The 17,815-nt window shown below is 55.6% G+C and carries 17 protein-coding genes; 7 read left to right on the forward strand and 10 right to left on the reverse strand.

From position 1 onward, the window contains the following. Positions 1–13: 13 nt before the first annotated feature. From NG653_RS00170 to NG653_RS00180, 3 genes are all read right to left on the reverse strand, one after another. A complete protein-coding gene (locus NG653_RS00170) occupies positions 14–1,885 on the reverse strand; it encodes a sensor histidine kinase (protein ID WP_252739631.1) in 1,872 nt (623 codons plus the stop codon). Then, a complete protein-coding gene (locus NG653_RS00175) occupies positions 1,858–3,039 on the reverse strand; it encodes a histidine kinase (protein ID WP_252739632.1) in 1,182 nt (393 codons plus the stop codon). The genes NG653_RS00170 and NG653_RS00175 overlap by 28 nt, the downstream gene beginning before the upstream one ends. A gap of 67 nt (positions 3,040–3,106) precedes the next feature. Beyond that, positions 3,107–4,060: a hypothetical protein gene (locus NG653_RS00180; protein ID WP_252739633.1), complete on the reverse strand. Its 954-nt coding sequence runs from the start codon at positions 4,058–4,060 to the stop codon at positions 3,107–3,109. Positions 4,061–4,394: 334 nt separating this feature from the next. On the opposite strand from NG653_RS00180, the gene NG653_RS00185 reads away from it, so the two are divergent. From NG653_RS00185 to NG653_RS00200, 4 genes are all read left to right on the forward strand, one after another. Next, the gene (locus tag NG653_RS00185; protein WP_252739634.1) at positions 4,395–5,579 is read left to right on the forward strand and encodes a baeRF3 domain-containing protein; all 1,185 of its coding nucleotides are present in this window, start codon (positions 4,395–4,397) and stop codon (positions 5,577–5,579) included. An 86-nt stretch (positions 5,580–5,665) separates the two neighbouring features. After that, positions 5,666–8,308, forward strand: a complete 2,643-nt coding sequence (locus NG653_RS00190; protein ID WP_252739635.1) for a cation-translocating P-type ATPase — start codon at positions 5,666–5,668, stop codon at positions 8,306–8,308. A gap of 207 nt (positions 8,309–8,515) precedes the next feature. After that, the gene (locus NG653_RS00195) at positions 8,516–8,722 is read left to right on the forward strand and encodes a dodecin family protein (protein WP_252739636.1); all 207 of its coding nucleotides are present in this window, start codon (positions 8,516–8,518) and stop codon (positions 8,720–8,722) included. A 108-nt stretch (positions 8,723–8,830) separates the two neighbouring features. Then, positions 8,831–9,478 (forward strand): class I SAM-dependent methyltransferase, encoded by a 648-nt coding sequence (locus NG653_RS00200; protein ID WP_252739637.1) that lies wholly within the window; start codon positions 8,831–8,833, stop codon positions 9,476–9,478. A gap of 15 nt (positions 9,479–9,493) precedes the next feature. Here the strand turns inward: NG653_RS00200 and NG653_RS00205 are convergent, their stop codons facing one another. The 3 genes from NG653_RS00205 to NG653_RS00215 all read right to left on the reverse strand — a co-directional run bounded on the left by NG653_RS00205 (position 9,494) and on the right by NG653_RS00215 (position 11,996). After that, entirely contained in the window at positions 9,494–10,132 is a 639-nt protein-coding gene (locus tag NG653_RS00205) for a phosphoribosyltransferase (RefSeq protein ID WP_252739638.1), read from the reverse strand. Continuing rightward, positions 10,125–10,790 carry a dienelactone hydrolase family protein gene (locus NG653_RS00210; RefSeq protein ID WP_252739639.1) on the reverse strand — a complete coding sequence of 222 codons (666 nt, stop codon included), beginning with the start codon at positions 10,788–10,790 and terminating at the stop codon, positions 10,125–10,127. Before NG653_RS00210 ends, NG653_RS00205 begins: the two co-directional genes overlap by 8 nt. A 102-nt stretch (positions 10,791–10,892) precedes the next feature. Continuing rightward, on the reverse strand, positions 10,893–11,996 hold the full coding sequence (locus tag NG653_RS00215) for a site-2 protease family protein (RefSeq protein ID WP_252739640.1): 1,104 nt from the start codon (positions 11,994–11,996) through the stop codon (positions 10,893–10,895). A gap of 149 nt (positions 11,997–12,145) precedes the next feature. On the opposite strand from NG653_RS00215, the gene NG653_RS00220 reads away from it, so the two are divergent. The 3 genes from NG653_RS00220 to NG653_RS00230 all read left to right on the forward strand — a co-directional run bounded on the left by NG653_RS00220 (position 12,146) and on the right by NG653_RS00230 (position 14,960). Beyond that, entirely contained in the window at positions 12,146–12,607 is a 462-nt protein-coding gene (locus tag NG653_RS00220; RefSeq protein ID WP_252739641.1) for a pyridoxamine 5'-phosphate oxidase family protein, read from the forward strand. 54 nt (positions 12,608–12,661) lie between these two features. Continuing rightward, on the forward strand, positions 12,662–13,426 hold the full coding sequence (locus NG653_RS00225) for an exodeoxyribonuclease III (protein WP_252739642.1): 765 nt from the start codon (positions 12,662–12,664) through the stop codon (positions 13,424–13,426). A 550-nt stretch (positions 13,427–13,976) separates the two neighbouring features. Beyond that, the gene (locus tag NG653_RS00230; protein WP_252739643.1) at positions 13,977–14,960 is read left to right on the forward strand and encodes an ROK family protein; all 984 of its coding nucleotides are present in this window, start codon (positions 13,977–13,979) and stop codon (positions 14,958–14,960) included. A 20-nt stretch (positions 14,961–14,980) separates the two neighbouring features. Here NG653_RS00230 and NG653_RS00235 read toward each other — a convergent pair whose 3' ends face one another. Genes NG653_RS00235 through NG653_RS00250 form a run of 4 tightly spaced genes read right to left on the reverse strand, consistent with a single transcriptional unit; the run spans position 14,981 to position 17,797 of the window. Next, entirely contained in the window at positions 14,981–15,151 is a 171-nt protein-coding gene (locus NG653_RS00235) for a hypothetical protein (protein ID WP_252739644.1), read from the reverse strand. Further along, positions 15,115–15,894, reverse strand: a complete 780-nt coding sequence (locus tag NG653_RS00240; protein WP_252739645.1) for an LOG family protein — start codon at positions 15,892–15,894, stop codon at positions 15,115–15,117. The genes NG653_RS00235 and NG653_RS00240 overlap by 37 nt, the downstream gene beginning before the upstream one ends. Positions 15,895–15,940: 46 nt before the next feature. After that, the gene (locus NG653_RS00245; RefSeq protein WP_252739646.1) at positions 15,941–17,389 is read right to left on the reverse strand and encodes an RtcB family protein; all 1,449 of its coding nucleotides are present in this window, start codon (positions 17,387–17,389) and stop codon (positions 15,941–15,943) included. Next, on the reverse strand, positions 17,390–17,797 hold the full coding sequence (locus tag NG653_RS00250) for an archease (RefSeq protein WP_252739647.1): 408 nt from the start codon (positions 17,795–17,797) through the stop codon (positions 17,390–17,392). Positions 17,798–17,815 lie beyond the last annotated feature (18 nt).

Raw genomic sequence — 17,815 nt, forward strand, 5'->3', positions numbered from 1 at the left:
AGCGGTCAAAAAGTTATTGCAAAGGTATCCAGAGGGTTACCCGCGTACCCCGGGGGGTACCTTCCGGGTCCTTTAAATCGGTGATTTCCATTTGTCCCGGGGCAGCGGTTGGGCCAGGAAGCATCTGAAGGCGCTGTTGGGTGACTTCCATCCCCCTGGAAACATGGCGCTTTCCAAATCCGCGTTGTCGATTCCGGGAGGCTTCCCGGCCGATGCCATTGTCGGTTACCTCGCATTTAAGGAGGCCCTGGTCCGTGGAAAATGCAACCTGCAATTCCCGCGCCCCCGACAACTTGGGCATCAGGCCGTGGATAATGGCATTTTCCACAAAAGGCTGCACCAGTAGCAGGGGCACCTCTGTGGCCTCAGGGTCGAGGTCTTCGCTTACGGTTACCTCATAGGAGAAAGCCCCTTCGAACCGCAGGTGCTCAATTTCGAGGTAATGGTTCAGGAATCGGATTTCCTCGGCGAGCGAAATGTTTGCCGTTACCGAGTGTTCCAGGGTCCTGCGCATCAGCACCGAAAATTTATTGAGGTATTTCAAGGCCCCCAACCGGTCGTTTCGGGTGATCAGGTGCTGGATAGCTGTAAGGGAATTGAATATGAAATGCGGGTTCATCTGCGCCCGTAAGGCACTCATTTTTTGGTCAGAAGCTTCTTTTTCAAGGCGTTGCTTTTCGCGTTGCACATGATAAATTTTATAGGCAAGGCCATACCCGAATACCATAATTTCCAGGATCACCCCCAGCAGTAAATAGTTGGGGTCCCCGGTGGCGAAAAGGCCTATCGACCCCAGGGAATAACAGGCCGATCCCGTGGCGATGAAGTAGGCCAACCGGCTTTTACCCCGGGTATACAGGTAGGCGATGGCCAGCAGGACGAAGGCAGACAGCACCAGTGCCCTGAGGTTCAGCAGGAACTCATGGTATTGGAATCCCCTGGCAAGCAACAGGCTGCTGTCAGCGAGCAGCAACACCGCCAGGAACCCAATGATTCCCCAGAGAAATTTATGGAAGAGGGGGTAATGGGTCCTGGTTTTAAGGTATTCTATGGTAAAGCCCGTATAGAAAATACTGGAAAGGATTTCGAATAAATTACTCCCGAAAAAGGATACAAAGGAATCATTCCCGACAAGGTTCAGATATCCGGGAATTTTAGTCCTCCCGAAAAAGAGGATCAGGAAAAGCAGGTATCCGGCATACAGCAGGAAGTCCTTCTGCCGGTTCTGCAGGTATACCACCAGGGTAAACAGCAGCATGGGGATGGCAAGCCCGAGAAAAAGATAGGTCCCGGCGGCTTTTTGTTGTCGTTCGAGGGCCTCCCTGGCCATGGCAAGTTGGTTGGCCTGCTGGTCGTAAACCCTAAAGGCCCCCGGATCTATGTAACCGCGCCCGGTGAGTTTCCTGAGCCTGAGGATCAGGTAACGCCCGCCGATAAGGTGCGATGGGTCAAATTCAATGCGGTCTGTAAACATGTGACTTCCCGGGCTGCGCGGTTGCTGGAAACTCCCGAAGGCCTTGCTGTAAAAAAATTCTAAATGCTGCAGGTACGCTTCGGCTTCATTGAACACCCCGGTCTGTAAAATCCACAGGGGCCGGGAAGACAGTTCCTTTTCCCATCCCTGAAAATCAAGCCTCACCCAGTAGGTTTCTTCGGGTCGGGTAGCAACCCGGCCGCGTAGCTTTTTGAAGGGAAGACTTTCTGAGCCTGCAATAAAGGGAATATATTCCAGGGTATCTGCGGATCCTTCAATGACCAGGAAGGAGGCATCCACCGGTTTTCCGGGGATTTTCGGTTCCGCATCCCGGGCCATCCCCTGAAACAGCATCAGAAGGAGCCACGGGAGTACCGTGGCGATCAGCTTAGGTTGGGCAATTGCAGGCAAATGGTACTAAAATTGGTTTTTCGATCTGAAGGCATTGCAGCCTTAATTGACTTTTTAATGCCGTAGTTTTTCACCCGGTTCAACAGGCGCACCTGGTCCTGCCAGCGCATCAGGCGCTCCCGGTACTCCGGCCGGTATTTCAGGTGGTGCCCCAGGTTAAAGTTACAACAATAGGTAACTTCCACGGTTACCCATTTTCCCGAGGTAGTGAATTGGATATGCAGGCGGTACGGCTCCTTTTGTTGGGGCAGGGAGGTTTCAATAGTATTTTCAAAGAGGGTCTGAAGGATAAAAACGGGGATCACCGCACCCTTGCAGGCCGTTGACCCGTTCATATGGATTTCGTAATCGAACCGGTTGTCGTAACGCAGCTTTTGCAGGCGGAGGTAGCAGTGGAGCATCTGGATTTCTTCGGCGAGTTCCACGGTTTCCCGATCGAGGTGTTTGAGGTAAAAACGGATCAGCCGGCTAAATAGCGACAGGTATTCCATCGACAATTTCTTATTCCCTGTAGTGATGAAATATTGTATGGCGTTCAGGGCATTGAACACGAAATGAGGGTTCAGTTGGGTGCTTATGGAACGCAATTTGAGCTCGACCATTTCCTGGCGGAGTTGCACTAACCGACTTTGTTCCTGCATCAGCTCCTGCTGGGTACGGATATTCTTGATTTTGACGGCGCAAAAATTGGCAATGGCCGTGAGGATCCTCAGGTGTTGCCCATTGAAATAATCCTTTTCGGGAAATTCGCAGTCGATCACCCCATAGACTGCGGAGTCCATACAAATGGGGACGCAAATTTCAGACAGGCGGGGCATATCGTCCACGATATACCGGGGATCTGCAGCGGTGTCCCCAACGATTTCAGGCTTCCCGCTGGCAGCTACGGCGCCGGTAATCCCCTGACCAAGGGGGATGCGAACGGGGTTCTGTATCGTATACTGGCCGGATGCCTTCGGGCCCACGGCGGCTTTTTGGATCAAATACCCTTCCGAGAGTTCATAGAGGACGCAGTCTGCAAAACCCAGCTTCCCAATACACTCCCGGGCTACCCTCCAAAGCAGTTCATCCTCCGTATCGGCCTGGAGGATGACCCGTGAAAAATACAGGAGCAGGTCTTCATAAGGTTCCGTTTCAAGTAGTTGTAAGGCCATGGTTTCGCGTTTAAAAAAGAACATCGGCAGGATAGGCTGCCGATGTTCCAAGGTTAGTGCAAGGACGTTATTGGGTAACGATTATTTCCAGGTCGAGGATTGCCTCCCCATTGACAATATCAAACCCGGTGATTCGCCCCAGTCCAATCCGTCCTTCATCGGTCCGGAAGGTAAAAACCTTATCTACCTCACTAACCAGTTCGAGCTTTTCGGGATCTGCATTGAATGCCGCACCGGCGAACAAATCCTCCACCTCAAAGGTTTCATAGATGGTAAAGGCCTCGAATTCATCGGCGGTAAGCTCCAGTTCCTTGAACTTGGTAGTGGCTTTCTCCTCCGGGAACAAGTTGAGCAGTTCTGCTTCCAGCAGGGTGTTCGGGGAAGCCAGGTAGAACCCGGATCCATCGTTAAGGCTGAATACCCCGATAATCTGGTCATAGAGCTGCTTCTCATCGATATCTTCCAGGCTGATCCCCAGGCACTCATCATCTCTCAACATCAGGTAATGCGGGATGTTGATCGCCAGCGGATTCAGGGGCACCGCCGCCTTCATCATCACATTGGCAGTGATCATTGGCCGCTTTACTTCGGCCTGTGCAAAATCCAGGGTAACCTTGGCGTCATTCTGGTCGGTAACAATTGCCCTGAATGACAGGTCTTTTCCCAGGTCCTCTTCCTTAAAAATATAGTTCAGGGTGTAGGCCACCACGTTTCCCCCGGCATACTCTGCCGAATTCTCGTCAATGACCTGGTAGGAAGTGGCACTGCCATCGACCACTTTCTGGATCTCCAGGGATTTGAAGCCATCTTTTGCTTCTGCCTCCACCGTATGCTGCAGGCTCCCTTTCTGGGGTGCCCCGATCACCCCCGGGAAGAGGTCGGTGGATCCGGATTTGAGCGCGATGGTGGGGGGGATGGCCTGGGCCACGGGTTCTTTCGGAGTTGCGGTGCCATCATCGTCCTTGCTGCAGCCCACCAGGGCCAATGCCATAAATACGTAAATAAGCTTAATTGTTTTCATAAGAATCAGGTTTTAAGATTTGAAATTTACGGGGCAAAACTAGGGGATGGAAAATGACGGGGCCCCTCCCGATTGACGGATGGGCCGGCCCGGTTGACCTTTGGCTGATTTTAACGGATTTTATCCGAATATCAGCCCAGAGCTTTAAAAACTGTTGAATTCCCTGAGAAATCTTTCAGGAGTATCGTTGGCAGGGTAGCGCACTATATCCCCTGATAGGCTGTGGGTCTGGATTTAGGATACCACCTGATTCAGGTCATTTCAGCCTTCCCGGATTCTCTTTACTTTTTGGTCCTTAAATGAACTGATTTCAAAACCCGTAAAAACCGGCGCCATGATGACTACACCGAATACTACGACCAACAGGGACCGGATTAGCAGGAAAGACCTCCGCTACCTGACCGAAACCCGTGAAACACATTGCATATCCATTTACCTGCCCACCCACGCCACCGGGGAAGAAGTTCTTCAGGGCCTGGATGCACAGGCCCTGGATGTGGAACTCCGCAAAATCAGAAAGGCCCTGGAGCGCGCCGGGTTATCGACTAAGGAAATAGATAGCCGCCTTAGCCCGCTGGAAGCTTTGCAGCGCGACGGGGCCTTCTGGAGGGAACAGTCCGAGGGCCTGGCCATTTTTGCCTCCCCATCGCAGGTGAAGACCTTCAGGCTTCCGCTGGCCTTTACACCTTCCCATCGGATTTCCGACTCCTTTTATATTGTACCCCTGGTGCCTGAACTTAACGGGGAAGATGAATTTTACCTCCTTTCCCTGGAACTGGAACGGATCCGGCTCTTCCGCGGGTCCCGGATGGGCCTGGCAGAAGTGGATCTGAAAGGAAAGGTCCCGCAGCAGATGGAGGATCGGGTAGGCTATGACTATGAACAAAAAGGCCTGCAGTTTCGAAGTGGCCACCAGGCCCATGAAGGGGCAGGGTACCACGGCCATGCAGAGGCCGACCGCGATCGCAAAAATGAAATCGAGCGGTATTTCCGGAGTGTTGACAAAGGCCTGCGCCCCATCCTTGACGCCGACCCCGCCCCAATGCTCCTTGCATCCCAGGAATACCTGGCAAGCCTTTACAGGGAAGTAACTTCCTTCGACCAGGTGATGGAAGAACCGGTAATCACCAACCTTTCAGAGGTGTCCGACAGTGAACTTTGGGAAAGGGCACTGGCTGCCCTCGAGCCTGTTTTTGAACAGGAGGGCAAAGAAAAATGGGCGCGTTTTGAGGAATTCCTTGGCACCGGAAGGGCCTCCGCACAGATGGACCGCGTCCTAAGGGCTGCCGTTGAAGGAAAAGTGGATACCTTATTTATCGCTCCCGAAGCCGAGGCCTGGGGAACCTATGAAGAAGAGACTGCTACCCTGACGCGGGAAGAGCACCCGGATGCCTTTTCTCCATCCCTTCTGAACAAGGCGGTAGTTCTCACCCTCAACCAGGGGGGCAGGGTTTATGTAGCCCCTGAAGCAGGGCTCCCGAAGGGCGCCGGCGCGGCAATGGCCCTGTTTCGTTATTGAAACAAATACAGGCCCCGACCATTTAAATGCATACCGGACCCACCTTCAGGAGGGGTCCGGTTTTTCACGTAAAGCGGCCCCATGTAATGGCTTTAGATACCCCCATCCCGGAACCCCATAGCCTCACCGCCAGGGAAGTGGCGCGGGCACTGGCCAGCGACCCGGAAACGGGCCTGGACACTGGGGAAGCCCATAGCCGGCTGGAGCGTTTTGGAAAAAATGAAATTGCCGGCAGGAAGCCGAGAAGTCGGATCAGGATATTCCTGGATCAATTCGCCGATCCCGTGATCTATATCCTGGGGGTGGCAGCTGCATTGGCCTACCTTTTCAAAGATGCCTGGGAAGGTACTGCGATAGCGGTGGTCATCGGAATATCCGTTGTTATCGGATACCTTATGGAGAGCCAGGCCAACAAGACCCTGGAGGCCCTTCGAAAATTGGGCCAGTCCCATTCCAGGGTGATCCGCTCGGGAACGCTGAAACAGGTGTACAGTGTTGCCCTGGTGCCTGGGGACCTGGTGGTATTGAGCCCGGGGGACGTGGTTCCGGCCGACCTGCGGATCCTTACGGCAGAACAACTGAGCCTTAAGGAATCCGCCCTTACCGGGGAAAGTGTGCCCTCCTGGAAACAGGCCGGGGTACTGGGTGCGGACACCCCCCTCACCAGCCGGTCCAACATGCTATACAAGGGTACGGTAGTGGTTACCGGGAGCGGTACAGGCCTTGTGGTGGCCACCGGACCCGCCACAGAGCTGGGCAAAATCCAGCAGATGGCCCTCGGGGCATCCGAACCCAAAACCCCGTTGGAAAAAAAGCTCAGGGCACTTTCCATCCACCTGATCTGGGCCACCCTTGTTATTTCGGCCCTGATTGCCGCTATCGGTTTTTTCAGGGGGGTGGGAATTGTGCAAATGGTCGAAACAGCGGTTGCCCTGGCGGTAGCCACCATCCCGGAAGGCCTCCCAATTGTAGCCACCATTGCCCTGGCCAGGGGGATGTCGCGGCTTTCCCGGCGCCAGGTTATCGTGAAAAACCTGGAAGCTATCCAAACCCTTGGGGCTACTGACATCATCCTTACCGACAAGACCGGTACGCTCACCGAAGATAGCCTCAGGGTGAGCCAGTTGTGTTATGGCTCCGGGCAGCAAGTGCTGCAAGCCGATACTGCTGAACTTCCGGGCATCGCAACCGGATCAGACCCGGTTTTGCGCGAACTCCTGCACACCGCGGTATTATGCAACAATGCCGGGGGCAGCGGGCTGGTGCAGGGCGATTCCCTGGAATCGGCCTTGTTGGATTTTGCCCGGGCAGCAGGGTTGGATGTGGAACAGACCCGGGAAGCCTTCCCGGAGCTTGCAGAATTACCTTTTGATGCCCGGAGGAAACTTATGGCAACGGCCCACAGGGCCGCGGAGGGATACCTCGTTTACGCCAAGGGGGCCTTTGAAGCCCTTTGTGAGCATACCGCCCGCATCCTTGGCCCTGAGGGCCCTGTTCCCTTTAAGGAAAAGGAAGCCTGGAAGGAGCTCATCTCGGGCATGGCGGCCAGGGGCCTGCGGACGCTTGCCTTCGCCTATGCCCCACGCTCCGCCCTCCCTGAAGGGGAAGCATGGCTGGAAGACCTGGTTTTCCTCGGGGTCATCGGGTTCATGGACCCCCCGAGAAACGATGTCAAACCGGTTTTTGAAATTTACAGGAAAGCGGGAATCCGCGTGGTCATGGCCACCGGCGACCATCCCGAAACCGCCCGCAGGATAGCCCGGGACACAGGCCTGATCCGGGAAGATCACGGGTCCGGGGTGGTTGTTTCCGGCATGGTACCCCCGCCGGCAGGTTCCCGGGCCAAAACGCTGGTCTTTGCCAGGGTACTTCCTGAAGGGAAAATGGACCTTGTATCCGGGTTTCAAAGCGAAGGCCACATTGTGGGGATGATCGGCGACGGCATCAATGATGTCCCGGCACTGAAAATGGCCGATATCGGCATCGCAATGGGGGTTCGGGGGACCGAGGCGGCACGGGAAGCCGCCGATGTGATCCTGAAAAACGAATCCTTCAATGCCATTGAGCTGGCCATTCGCCAGGGCCGGGTGGTTTTTTATAACATCCGGCAGTTCACCGTCTACCTGCTTTCCTGCAACCTTGCCGAGGTCCTTGCCGTGGCCGTGGCCGCCATAGGCAACCTCCCGGCCCCCTTGCTGCCCATGCAGATCCTGTTCTTAAACCTGGTGACCGATGTGTTCCCTGCCCTGGCCCTTGGATTGGGCGCCGGGCCCTCGGATATCATGGAGCGCCCCCCGGAAAACCCCCGGGCCCCCATCCTGGACAAAAGGCAATGGACCGACATTATCGCCTATGGGCTTGGAATCAGTATCGCGGTGCTGGCCGTGGTCCTGTACGGGGAGTTTGTCCTCGGGCTGCCCGCTTCCCAAATCAACAACCTGGCTTTTTATACGCTTATGGCGGCCCAGTTGTTCCATGTCTTCAATATGACGGCCCCTAAAGCGTCTTTTTTCAAAAACGAGGTGGTTTTGAACCCGTATGTTTGGGGGGCCATCCTCCTTTCCCTGGGTCTCATTGCCATGGCCTATGCCATCCCGGCGGTTTCGGGGGTCCTGAGGCTGGAGCGTATCGATGTCCGTTCCCTGTTGCTCCCGCTGGCGTTTGCCCTGGGGTCCGTTGTGCTGATCCTTTGCTTTCGGGCCCTGGCCGCCCGGGTTCATTCCGGGTAGGGCTTTCAGGAGGCCCTTACAGATGGCATCGCTGCAAAAGGGCACTGATGCAGGTCATTGTCCCCCTTGGATCAGGGTGGTACTTTAGGGATTGGTTCAGGGACTTCCGGTAAAGGTGCATTTTCCTGCCTTTCGGACGACAGCGGGCCTCTGGCCTGCATTCCCGGAATCGTGAAAACAGAATAATAACCCTAAAAATCTATCATCATGAGCGTTTTGAAAGTAATTGAACTCCTGGGGAACTCCACCGTGAGTTTCGAGGATGCCGTGCAAAATATCATCAAAGAGGCTGCGGAAACCGTCAAAGACATCAAGTCTGTGTATATCAAGGACATGCAGGTTACGGTGAAGGACAACAAAATTGCCCAGTACCGGGTCAATGCCAAAGTGACCTTTGGGGTCCGAAATTCGTAAATCACCGCCCGTGGCGCGGCAAAGGCAGTTCCCCTGGTTTTGGGGGACTGCCTGTATGCCTTTACCGTAAGGTCCGCACCCCAAAGGCCCGAAAAAAAATTTCCACCTATGAAAACAACCTATAACACCGAAGCTTTCGACCGGAACGTGGCTGACTATGAAGCCTGGTATGAGGACAACCCGGGAATCTATGCTTCAGAACTCGGAGCGATCCGGGAACACTTCAACCGCCTTCCCGAATCCCTCAGGGGTATCGAGATAGGCCTGGGAACGGGCCGTTTTGCTGGTCCGCTGGGTATCCGGGAGGGGGTGGAACCCTCCCCGGAAATGGCCCGAAAGGCCGTGGAACAGGGCATCGAAGTCATGGATGCCATGGCAGAAAACCTGCCGTATGCCGACCTGCAATTCGATTTTGTGCTGTTTGTGACGGTCTGCCACCTGCAAAGCCTTAAGCACGCCTTCCTGGAAGCCAACCGGGTACTGAAGAAAAACGGCTTTATAATTATCGGCTTTTTGCCGTCGGACCGCCCGATTGCCAGGGCGTACCAGGAGCGTCGCCGCTTCAGCACCTTTTACCGGGATGCTGTTTTTTACACCCCCGGACATATTGAAAAACTCCTTGAAGAAACCGGATTCAAGTCTCTGGAATTCAACCAGGTCCTTTTTGGGGAAGCCGACTCCATCAAAGAGGAGCAGTTCCCCAGGCCCGGTTTTGGCGAGGGCTCCTTTGTGGTAGTCAGTGCCCAAAAGGCCTGACCCCTGGGTTTAGACTTACAAGGGGGCGCCGGAAACGGTGCCCCCTTCGAATATCCGGAGGGCCTCAGCATCGGAAACCGGTCGGAAATCTTCATAAAACTGGCCCACGGCCTGAAAATCCCAGGGGGTTTCCAGGCAGGTGACCGCAGCAACCTCAGGCATGGCGCGCAGGCGTTCCACGGCGGAGGGTGGTGCCACAGGTATAGCTACGACGATTTTTCCTGGGTTTCCAGCGGCTACAAGAGCTACGGTTACCCGTAGGGTATTGCCGGTTGCAATGCCATCGTCAATAATGATAACAGTTTTCCCCTTCACATCTACCGGCGGTTTATGCCTGTGGAAGAGTTCATGGCGTTCCTGGAGGAGGTCTCTCAGGCGCGCAGTTTCCTTTTCAATATAGTAGGGGTCGATATCTCCCGGGCGGTTTATCACCACCTGGTCCAGGCTGACGGCCCCAATGGCGTATTCCCTGTTAAAAGGGTGGCCTATTTTTTTGGTAAGGGCCACATCCAATGGGGCCCCGAGCGCATCGGCCACAACCGCACCCAGCGGCAGCCCCCCCCTTGGGATGGCGATAACCACCACCGGTTCATCTTTGTATTTCATGAGTTCATGGGCCAGTAACTGGCCGGCTTCGCTGCGATTTTTAAACATAGGCCCGCTTTTTTTCGAAATGGGTTTGGAACCAGGCCGCTGTCTTTTCAGCCACCAGATCTAGTTTCCCGGGCTCTGCGAACAAGTGGGTCGCCCCGGGCACCAGTTCCAGTTCGGCATCAGACCGCATCAGCGCGACTGCCTGCCGGTTGAGCTCTATGACCGGGTGATCGAGGCTGCCAACCAAAAAGAGGGTGGGGGCCGTTACCCTTGGCAGGTCGGCCATGGCGAGGTCCGGACGCCCGCCCCGGCAAACCACGGCCGCAATCTTTTCCCGGAAATGGGCGGCTGCCCTCAGGGCAGACGCAGCTCCGGTACTGGCCCCGAAATAGCCCAGTGGCAGGTTGGGTCGGTAGGCATAGACAAGCACCCAGTCGGTAACCGTGATCAGGCGGCGGGTGAGTAACCCGATATTGAACCGGTTTTCATACACCTGGTCCTCTTCTTCGGTCAGGAGGTCGAAAAGCAGGGAGCCCAGCCCTTGCTGGTAAAGGATTTCAGCGACATAATTATTCCTGGGGCTTTTCCGGCTGCTGCCACTGCCGTGGGAGAACAGGATAATCCCTTTCGGGTTTTCCGGGAGCCGGAACCTCCCTTTCAGGGTCACTTTTTCAAGGGGGATATGCAGTTCGGAATCGACGGAACGCGGAAGTACCATGGTCTTTGGTTTTAGAAGGGGCCAAAAGGGAGGTGACCCCCAGGCCCGATTTCAGACTACCACAAAGGAAAGGCGACCCGCGGAACATGGAAATGATCTGGGTCAATGGTTTGAAAAAGGCTGCCCCAACCCCGCTTTGAGCAAAATAAATTCACTGATGTTTTCACTGTCGATTGCCCCGACCAGCTGTCCCTCGCGGAGGACCGGGAGGAATTTCTGGCCCCTGGAAGCCATTAGCTGGATGGCTTCCTGTAACCCGGTTTCCGGATGCACCGAGGCAAAATCGGGTTGCATAAGCTCACCCACCCGGCGGGTCGGCTGTTCGGCGTGTTCCAGGATCACCTTGTAGGGCAGGATCCCGGCAACCGTCCCGTCGCGAAACACCAGGAATTCTTTCTCCTTTCCCTTCAGGATGATTTCTATGGCTTTTTTCAGGGGATCCTCCGGATGCAACAGGGTCAGGTCGGTTAACAGGGCTTCACCCACCCGGTGGCCACTGAGCTGGGCGTCCTGCTGGACCATTTTGTTTTCGGCATAGGCGCCAAAGAAGATGAAAACGGCTATAATGACCAGGAACGGATTGAACAACAAGCCGAGCAGCAGGAAAATAAAGGAAACGGCCTGTCCAAGGCGGGAGGCAATCTCGGTGGCACGGGCCCGGCTCATGGAAAAACCGAGCAACGCCCTGAGGACCCTTCCTCCGTCCATCGGGAAGGCAGGGATCATATTGAACAACACCAGCATCATGTTGGCCATCAGCAGGTAAACCAGGAAGGTATCCAGGGTGGGGGCAGTAAAAAAAGCTTCCCATTGTTCCGGGGAAAACCCCTGATATTTTGCAAGGGGTACAATCAGCAACAGGAGGAAGGCAATCACGACATTCACGGCCGGGCCCGCCAGGGCCACGGCGAGTTCTTCTTTGGGCTTTTCCGGCATTTTTTCCAGGGAGGCCACCCCCCCAATGGGCAGCAGGGTTATGCTGCGGGTTTCGATCCCGAACCGGCGCGCCATCCCGGAATGCCCCAGTTCATGCAATACCACGCAGGAGAAAAGGACCAGGACCAGGGCGGTATTGAAAAGGGCAAGGGAAACCCCTCCGCCCTGTTGGAAGGTGGAAAACAGCACCCAAACCAACAAGAGCGAAAAAGTCCAGTGCACCATAATCCTGATGCCCCATACCTTCCCCAGTACCAAAGAACCTTTCATAGCTATTGTGTTTACCTGTTAAAGATCGAGCAGCAAAAGCCCCGGGCCAATGACCCGGATCATTTCCCCTTCGCCTAAGTTATTTATATTTACAGAAAGGAGAAAACCGGGTGCTGCCCGGGCTGGTTTAACCTAACGCCTGAAATACCATGATCAAAGATTTGAACGACACCCAGATCCGGCAGCTGCTCGGGGGCCACTATATCGGGAGCCTCGGGTATATTGCCCAAAGGGCCCCTTATGTGCTGCCCATTACTTATTTCTACGACGAGAAAAACAACCACATTATCAGTTACGCCATGGAAGGGCATAAAATAAATGCCATGCGCGAATTCCCGGAGGTTTCCCTGATGGTATATGAAATGGATGCCCTCAAAAAGTGGCGTTCGGTGATGGTCCATGGAATCTTTGAGGAATTGCACCAGATTGATGCCAAGTACCACCTCAGGGAGTTTTCAGAAGGGATCCAGAGGCTTTTGAAAAAGCAGGGGGTGGCGGATGTGGACTCCATCGATGATTTTTCAAGCAAGTCGGAAACAACGGGCATCCCCCTGGTCTACCGGATCCGGATTACGGAATGGTCCGGAAAAGAACGGGAAGGGCTACCCTGAACGGGGAGTGGTAAGGCCGTACTTTTCATAAAAACACCTAACCCCTGTCAGCCTATGAATTTAATTTCCTGGAACATCAACGGTATACGGGCCATAGCCAAAAAGGGATTCCTGGATGCCATACGCGAACTGGACCCCGACATCCTCTGCCTTCAGGAAATCAAAGCCGATACCGATACGGTAGCCGGGATCCTTTCCGAACTGGAAGGATATCGCTGTTATGTGAACCCTGCTGAAAAAAAGGGCTACTCGGGAACTGCCCTGCTCAGCCGGCCTGAGCCGCTCCGTGTGGATACCGGACCTCAGGGGAAACCCTTCCTGGATGAAGGGCGCATTCAATGTGCGGATTACGGCGAATTTTTCCTTGTAAATGCCTACGTACCGAATTCCGGGCAGGGCCTAAAACGCCTCGACTACAGGGAGGCCTGGGATTGGGCCTTTTTAAAGTACCTCAGGGAATTACAGGCTCAAAAACCCGTAGTCCTTTGCGGGGACTTGAATGTGGCCCACAAACCCATTGACCTGAAGAACGACAAGGCCAATTACAACAAAACCGCAGGGTATACCCAGGTGGAGATCGACGGCATGGACCGGCTGCTGCAAGCGGGTTTCCTCGATACCTTCCGGGAACTGAACCCCGACCGCGAAGCGTATTCCTATTGGAGCTACCGCTTCAATGCACGGGAGCGCAATATCGGCTGGCGGATCGATTACTTCCTGGTCAGTAGGGCCCTGCAGGACCGGGTAAAGGATGCCAGTATCCACGCAGGCTTCGAAGGCTCCGATCATTGTCCGATCGGATTGCACCTCGATAGCTGATCGCACAGCCGGCCGCAGCCTTAAGCCCCCCTTCGCCAGGTCTTTAAGGCAAACTGGCGGATTCCCAAAACGAAAACAGGAGGCTTTCGCCTCCTGTTTCCTATGAAAACCATCAATACACTCTTGACATCATCCCTTTTCCTTTAGGGGTCTATCGCTAAAACCCTGCCGGTTTAGTGATGGCAGCAATTGTAGCCTTGTGATTTTCAAACGGCCCATGAACCCCTAAGGGTTGATAAGCCTTGATTTCAGAAATACCGGCCACCTAAGGCCGACATTTCCGGCAAGATAGGCTTTACGCGAATCTTACAGGACAAATATACCCCTTTACAAGGCCTGGGGAAATGACCTGCGTCAGTTTCTGAAAAATATTTTCGGGGTACCTTTTGGAGTCAGGGCTCCCGAATTCGGCAAAACCCTCGCCCGGGATGCCTGATCTTCCGGGGTGCTGCCGGGACCCCCTTACCGGCGGAGGATCCGAATCCCCTGGTCAGTCCCCGTGCGGAGGCCGGAAAACCCGACCGGGGACCAACACCACAGACTTTGGAGCATGAAAGAAAAAGGTCACAATCACGAACAACACCATGTCCTGGCCCTGGATATCGGGGGTACCCTTACCAAGATCGGGATGGTAACCCAAAGGGGCGACGTCCTACAAACCGCGGTTTTCCCCACCGGGGCTACCGAAGATTTCACCCATTTCCTAGGGCAGGTAGGAAGCGTATTCGACTCCTGGCGGGCCGGAGGGCAATACCAGCCCCTGGCAATGGGGATCGGGGCCCCCAACGCCAGCCACCAGACGGGTACCATGGAAACCCCGCCCAATTTCCGGTGGGGCCCCCATGTACCCCTGAGGGAATCCCTGTGCAGGCTCTGGGACTTGCCCGCCTTCCTTACCAATGACGCCAATGCCGCCGCCCTGGGGGAATTGCATTATGGCGTGGGCCGGGGGATGCGGGATTTTGTCACCCTGACCCTGGGCACCGGCCTGGGGAGCGGGATCATCAGCCACGGGCGGTTGCTCACCGGAAGCCACGGGATGGCGGGGGAAATCGGCCATATCAATGTCTACCCGGACGGCAGGCAGTGCAACTGCGGGCTGAAGGGATGCCTCGAAACCTACGCCTCGGTTACCGGGATCCGGCGCACGGTTTTCGAGCTGATTGCCCGCGGGGGTACCCATTCTGTACTTTCCAAATACTCCTTTGAGGCCCTCGACGGCAAAACCATCTCCCGGGCCGCCCTGGACGGGGATCCGGTAGCCCTGGAGGCCTTTGCCTACACGGGGAAGATCCTGGGCCTCAAAATGGCGGATACTGCAGCCCACCTCGACCCTGAGGCCTTCATCATTTCCGGTGGCCTGAGCCAGGCCGGGGACCTCCTGCTTGAACCGGTGCGCCAAAGCATGGAATCCCGCCTGTTTACCGCCTACCGGGAAAAGGTCAGGGTCCTGCTTTCCCGCCACCGAAGTGAAGAGGCGGTTTTGGGGCCGGCCGCCCTGGCCTGGGAAGGCTTGGGAATTGAGGTGCCCTGAACCTGTCGCAACCCCTTGGTTTACAGGTTCCTGAAGCCGATCTGGAGCCCTTCCAGGGTTTCCATGCCGTCAATGGCCATATCGTGCTCCACCATGTTGTATTCCATGCCCGGCCGGGCCGTGCGGACCAGGGTTTGCCATCCATGGCGCCTGCTCAGTCCCGGGCTTTCCGGTTTTGCTCCCCCAGCCACCAGCGGGTTCTGATCGGTTTGCGGACCAGTCCAAAACGCTCCACCGCATATTTTTGGAGGTGGTCCCGCATCGCTTCCACGGAATCCGTCATAAAGACCAGTTCCATGTCTTCCGGGGCGATGCTTTCATTTTCCGCCATCACCAGGGCATGTTCGAAAAGTTCCTTGTGGTATTCCTTGCCCATGATCACCACCGGGAAGTCCTCGATCATGCGGGTCTGGATCAGGGTAAGGGATTCAAAAAGCTCATCGAGGGTGCCGATGCCGCCCGGCATCACTACAAAGGCATAGGAATATTTCAGGAGGATGAATTTGCGGACAAAGAAATAAGGGATGTTCACCCATTTATGCAGGTAGGGGTTGGGTTGCTGCTCCCTGGGTAAAATAATGTTGCACCCGATGGAATACCCATGGTTTTCAAAGGCCCCCTTGTTGGCGGCTTCCATGATGCCGGGCCCACCCCCGGTCATAACGGTGAACCCCATTTCCGCCAGGGTTTTCCCCACAGCTTCCGCCATTTGGTAGTAGGGGTTGTCTGGGGAAAACCGGGCCGACCCGAATACGGTGACGCAGGGGCCGACAAAGTGCATTTTCCGAAAGGCCCTGATAAAATGGTAGCCCACCTTTAGGGTAAACCAAAGTTCATTTAAACGCGTCCGTGGTCCTTGCAGGAATGGCTTTTCCGCACTTAGGGAATAGTCCAGTTTGTAGGCCGGTGGGGTTTTTTGGCTTTTTTCGTCCATGGAACAGCAGATTTAACCGAAAGGTAAGGAGGTTTTTAATTTTCTGCTACCCCTTGATGGCCGCGAGGGGCCGCAACCGGGCCACGGGCTTCACAATTCCCGCAGCAGTAACGGACTGCACCACCAGGTCTACATCTTTGTAGGCGATCGGGGCCTCCTCAGCGATACGCCGGTAGGAAGCTTCCAGGTAGATCCCTGCGGCCTCGAGTTCCCGTTTGAGTACCGGGGCATTCACCTGTTTTTTCGCAGCGGTCCGGGAGAGCCGCCTTCCCGCCCCGTGGCAACAGGACCCGAAGGCAATACCGGAACTTTGCGCCGTGCCCGCCAGCACGTAAGAACTCGTGCCCATGCTCCCGGGGATCAGTACGGCCTGTCCACAGGCCCTGTGTGCCTCCGGGATTTCCCCATGCCCCGGGCCAAAGGCCCTGGTGGCTCCCTTTCGGTGTACGATAACTTTCCGGGTCTCTCCCTCAATTTCGTGGGTTTCCACCTTGGCGATGTTGTGGGCCACATCGTAAAGGAGCTCCGGGAGGGCTGCCCCTTCGCCAAATACCGCCTTCCAGGCTTCCCGTACCTCCCAGGCAATGACCTGCCGGTTGCACCAGGCAAAGTTGGCTGCGGCGCACATGGCCTGGAAATACTCCTGGCCTTCCGGGGAATCAAAGGGCACGCAGGCGAGTTCCCGATCGGGGAGGGAAATCCCGTAACGGGGCATGGCCTCTACCATGTTCCGGATGGCGTCCGTGGCCACCTGGTGGCCAAGCCCCCGGGAGCCGGTGTGGATCAACACCGTCACCTGCCCCTCGAAAAGGCCGTACCCGGCAGCCAGTTCCGCTTCAAAGATTTCTTCCACGTACCCCACTTCCACAAAGTGGTTTCCCGAGCCGAGGGTGCCCAGCTGGTCCCTTCCGCGTTGTCGGGCCCTTACAGACACTTTTGCCGGGGTAGCCCCGGGGAGGCGCCCATGGCTTTCGGTAAATTCCAGGTCTTCCTGGGTGCCGTACCCTTGTTTCACGGCCCATTCGGCCCCGGTCAGCAGCACTTCGTCCATTTCCTCCTCGCTAAGAGTGAAACGGCCGGGCGTACCCATACCAGAGGGGATTTGCCGGTTGAGTTCGCTAACCAGTTGCGGTACGAAGGGTCGAATATCTGCAACTGGAGAAGGGGTTCTTAAAAGGCGTACCCCACAATTGATATCATAGCCGATCCCGCCCGGTGATATGGCCCCGTTGGGGTAGGCAGTGGCGGCCACCCCGCCGATGGGGAAACCATAGCCTTCGTGCACATCGGGCATTACAAAGGCGGCCTTGAGGATGCCGGGAAGGGTGGTGACGTTTACCAGTTGCTGGAGCGACCGGTCGTCCAGGATTTCGTCGAGCAGGGATTCCTCCGCGATGATCTGGGCCGGCACGTGCATATCAGCCCTGAAGCTGGCGGGGATTTCCCACCAATAGGGAGAAAGGGCGATAATATCTGTTTTTCGGATCTTTTTCATTTAAAGGTCGAATAAAACCGGGGTCTGCCATTTCCCCTCCACCTGTTGCACCCGGGCTTCGTGCCAGGTCACTGCCTTGATTTCATTTTCAACCTCGCCGAACCAGGCCCCATACAGGTTGGCCGCGACCTCCCGTTCCGTCAGCCGCTCAAAATACACATAGCAAAAAATAGCCTTCTGGATATAGGTGAGGGCCAGGGCTTCGGATAAGAAATCGATCAGCAGGGCAGTGGCGTCCGCTGCCTGCAGCCGGATGCGCATGTTGCAGTCGTAGTGGGTTACCCCTGTGCAAGAGCCCGGCAACAGCACTTCGTTCATTTCCCGAAGGGCAGCGCGAAAAAGTTCCTGCAGGCTGTATCCTTCAGCCCAAATGGCAACATCGGTGGTATGTGCAAGCCTTGCGGTCATGGTGGTGCGTCTTGTAAA

Source organism: Robiginitalea marina (genome assembly GCF_024006985.1).
GTDB classification, from domain to species: Bacteria; Bacteroidota; Bacteroidia; order Flavobacteriales; family Flavobacteriaceae; genus Robiginitalea; species Robiginitalea marina.